This window comes from Mycobacterium sp., assembly GCF_035653355.1.
Lineage (GTDB): Bacteria > Actinomycetota > Actinomycetes > Mycobacteriales > Mycobacteriaceae > Mycobacterium.
On sequence record NZ_DASRBZ010000294.1, the window covers coordinates 1 to 3,840 of the forward strand.

Sequence of the window (3,840 nt, forward strand, 5' to 3'; positions counted from 1 at the left end):
TACCGCAACACCGTCGGCGTGTGGTTCCGCAGCCTGGCCACATTTCATCCCAACGTCCGGGCGATCACCAGCGCACCGTTTCTTTATCAACTGCACGCGGCAGCAGCCTGGGCAATCTTCATCGTTTGGCCGTTCAGCCGCCTGGTGCACGCGTGGAGTTACCCGCTGTGGTATCTGTGGCGGCCCTACATCGTCATCCGCAGCCGGGTCGCCGACCGACCGCACGAGCCCGGTACCAGCGGGCGACGGTGGCGCAAAATCGGTGTCCCCTACTAAGACAAGGCCCGACCGTGGAGCAGATTAACGGAGTCCGTGAAGCGGTACGGACCCTCAACCCCGGGTATTTCGCACTGGTCATGGCCACCGGCATCGTGTCGATCGCGATGTATCACCATCGCGCGTATTCACTCTCGGTTGCACTGCTGTGGCTGACCGGGCTCACTTACGTTGTCCTTGTCATCCTCAGTGGCGCACGAATCACTCTGTACCGCAAAGACGTTGGCGAGGACTTGGGCAATCCCGGCCGCGCTTTCGGGCTCTTTACCTTCGTCGCCGCCACCGACGTCCTCGGTACCCGGCTCGCGGTCGACACCCACTACCGGCTCGCGTTCGCACTGCTGGTCGTCGGCTGGCTGAGCTGGCTGGTCCTGGGCTACCTGGTGCCCTGGACGGCAGTGCTGCGGCATCGTCACCAGCCCGTGCTTCAGGCCGCGAACGGCACCTGGTTCATCTTTGTCGTCGCCAGTCAGTCTCTCGCGGTGCTCGCGGCCGTGGTGGAACCTGCACTCGGAAACGAACGCCGGGAATTGGCTCTACTGGCAGTGTTCTCGTGGTCGGTCGGCGTGTTCCTGTACGGCGGTACCGGTGTCCTGGTCACCGCCCGCATGCTGCTCTACCCGCTGCGGCCAGAAGACCTCAACCCGCAGTACTGGGTCTCAATGGGCGCGACGGCGATCACCGTTTTGGCCGGTGCACGCATCGTCGAGATGGCCAACGCGCCGATGGTCGCTGCTACCCGAGGGCTGATCGCGGGAACCTCGGTTGTCTTCTGGGCCTTCGGCACCTGGTTGCTGCCGCCGCTGGTTGCCGCCGGCATTTGGAAACACATCATCCACCGCATCCCACTGCGCTACGAAGCAGGACTCTGGAGTGTGGTGTTCCCGCTGGGCATGTACGGAGTCGGCGGGCACTACCTCGGGCGGGCCGACCATCTGCCGCTGGTCAAGCACATCAGCGACGTCGAGAGCTGGATTGCCTTGGCGGCGTGGGCAATCACATTTGTGGCAATGTTGCACCACCTGGTGACCACCGTCGGTGGAGCGGCATATATGCGCGCTAAGCGGAGGGCTGCTCCGGCGGGGCGAAGGCCCACTTATCGGGATTCCTCTGCGAGTACACCACCGGCATCAGTTGACCCATCGTCGGCCACTTATCGACATTGACGACCATGCGCTGATAAACCGTGTGCTCGTTGACCGTCGGCCCGTTGATGACTCCGGTGATCGTCACATACTGATCACCAGTCGCATCGGGTCGCGGGCTGACGCCAGTGACCAGCAGCGTGCCGCTTACCGCGTCTGTACCGGGGCCGCGTCGCACGAACCGCGGGGCCAGCAACACCGCCAACGCCCCAATCAGCAAGAAAAGCACACCGATTTCCCAGCCCACATGGCCATGGTAGGACTGCTGCATGGGCCGCGCCGACGACGATGACCTTGCGCTGGCGTTGACGCTCGCCGACCGCGCGGACGCGGTGACATTGGACCGCTTCGGCGCGCTGGATCTGCAGGTCGAGACCAAACCGGATCTGACACCGGTCACTGATGCGGATAGAGCGGTCGAATCAGAGTTACGCGAAGCGCTGCGACGCCACCGGCCCGACGACAGCGTTTTAGGAGAAGAATCCGGCGGCGGCGCAACGTGTTTCAGTGGCCGGCAGTGGATCATCGACCCGATCGACGGCACCAAGAACTTCGTGCGCGGAGTGCCGGTGTGGGCGACCTTGATCGCGTTGCTCGACGACGGAGTGCCGTCGGTCGGGGTGGTCAGCGCGCCGGGGCTACGCCGACGGTGGTGGGCAGCTCACGGCGCTGGCGCATTCGCTGCCGCCGCCGGCTCGCCGCCACGCCGGCTGTCGGTGTCCTCGGTGGCGCAACTGGGGTCGGCGAGCCTGTCGTTCTCCAGCCTGTCGGGATGGGCGCAGCTCGGATTACGGGAACGCTTCCTCGCGCTGACCGACGCGGTGTGGCGAGTGCGCGCCTACGGCGACTTCTGGTCCTACTGCCTGGTGGCCGAGGGGGCGGTCGACGTCGCCACCGAACCGGAGGTGTCGGTGTGGGACTTGGCGCCGCTAGACATTCTGGTGCGCGAAGCGGGCGGGACATTCACCGGTCTCGACGGCAGCGCCGGCCCGCACGGCGGCAGCGCGGTGGCGACGAACGGGTTGCTGCACGACGAGGTGCTGAGGCGACTGCGCGCGTAATCTGGCGGCGAGCAGGCCATGAGTGATCCGTTCACGATCGCGACCAAACACTGGCACCGCCTCGACGACGGCCGGATCCAGTGTGACGTTTGCCCGCGCGCCTGCAAGCTGCACGCGGGCCAGCGGGGACTGTGTTTCGTCCGGGCCCGCATCGACGACCAGATCAAGCTCACCAGCTACGGACGCTCCAGCGGATTCTGCGTCGACCCGATCGAGAAGAAGCCTTTGAACCACTTCCTGCCCGGTTCGGCGGTGCTGTCGTTCGGCACAGCGGGTTGCAACCTGGCCTGCAAGTTCTGCCAGAACTGGGATATCTCCAAGTCCCGCGAGATCGACACGCTCGCCAGGCGCGCCACGCCGGAGGACATCGCTCGTGTCGCCGACGAATTGGGTTGCCGCAGCGTTGCTTTCACGTACAACGACCCGACGATCTTTTGGGAATACGCCGCTGATGTCGCGGATGCCTGCCATAACCGGGGCATCAAAGCGGTGTCGGTGACCGCGGGCTATATGTGTCCGGCGCCCCGGGCGGAGTTCTATAGGCACATCGATGCCGCCAACGTCGACCTCAAAGCGTTCACCGAGGACTTCTACCGGCGAGTGTGCGTCGGGCACCTCAACGACGTGCTTGACACCTTGTGCTATCTGCGCCACGAAACCGATGTGTGGTTCGAAATCACCACTCTGCTCATTCCCGGACGCAATGACAGCGACGCCGAAATCGCCGCGGAGTGCGAGTGGATCCGCGAGAACCTCGGCATCGACGTGCCGGTGCACTTCACCGCATTTCACCCGGACTACAAGATGATTGACACGCCGCCGACGCCGCCGGCCACCCTCACTCGGGCCCGACGCATCGCGCTTGATGCAGGCCTGCAGTTCGTCTACACGGGCAATGTCCACGACGCCGACGGCGGCACCACGTCATGTCCCGGGTGCGGTGCGGCCGTCGTGGTACGCGACTGGTATGCGATGCGGCATTACGCGCTGACCGATGATGGGCGCTGCCAGGCGTGCGGCTATCGGTTACCCGGCGTTTTTGATGGGCCGGCCGAAGGCTGGGGCCCGCGACGGCTACCCATCTGGGCAAACCTGTCGCAGGTGTGAACTAGTTAACAGTCCTCGCTATCTTACTCCGGAGTAAGATAGGGTCATCGCAATGCCCCAACGACCGAGGCTGCTGACATGACCAACACGTCCACCACCAACGGCTCGCCCGCACGCGCCAAGAAAACCGGCCGCAAGACCGCTGTCGGCGAATACAAGCACAAGCGGACCGGCATCGATATCGCGCTGGGCCTGCTTACTCCCATCGTCGGCCAGGAGTTCCTGGACAAGTACAACCTGCGTGATCCGCT

Annotated in this window: 5 protein-coding genes and 1 pseudogene; 5 read left to right on the forward strand and 1 reads right to left on the reverse strand. The window is 64.5% G+C overall.

The window, feature by feature from the left end; genetic code table 11:
• Positions 1-276, forward strand: a 276-nt coding sequence (locus tag VFA16_RS10275) for a respiratory nitrate reductase subunit gamma (protein ID WP_324967711.1), incomplete at its 5' end; no start/stop codon positions are given.
• 14 nt (positions 277-290) lie between these two features.
• Positions 291-1,442, forward strand: a complete 1,152-nt coding sequence (locus VFA16_RS10280; RefSeq protein ID WP_324967712.1) for a tellurite resistance/C4-dicarboxylate transporter family protein — start codon at positions 291-293, stop codon at positions 1,440-1,442.
• Here the strand turns inward: VFA16_RS10280 and VFA16_RS10285 are convergent.
• Positions 1,336-1,692 (reverse strand): hypothetical protein, encoded by a 357-nt coding sequence (locus tag VFA16_RS10285; protein WP_324967713.1) that lies wholly within the window; start codon positions 1,690-1,692, stop codon positions 1,336-1,338. The two genes, VFA16_RS10280 and VFA16_RS10285, sit on opposite strands and share 107 nt — an antisense overlap.
• Between VFA16_RS10285 and hisN the strand changes: the two genes are divergently transcribed.
• The 3 genes and pseudogenes from hisN to VFA16_RS10300 form a co-directional block, all read left to right on the forward strand.
• On the forward strand, positions 1,691-2,482 hold the full coding sequence (hisN, locus tag VFA16_RS10290; RefSeq protein ID WP_324967714.1) for a histidinol-phosphatase: 792 nt from the start codon (positions 1,691-1,693) through the stop codon (positions 2,480-2,482). The two genes, VFA16_RS10285 and hisN, sit on opposite strands and share 2 nt — an antisense overlap.
• 18 nt (positions 2,483-2,500) lie before the next feature.
• On the forward strand, positions 2,501-3,589 hold the full coding sequence (gene amrS, locus VFA16_RS10295; protein WP_324967715.1) for an AmmeMemoRadiSam system radical SAM enzyme: 1,089 nt from the start codon (positions 2,501-2,503) through the stop codon (positions 3,587-3,589).
• Between the two features lie 78 nt (positions 3,590-3,667).
• Positions 3,668-3,840, forward strand: a pseudogene (locus tag VFA16_RS10300) (acyl-CoA dehydrogenase); the annotation flags it as partial.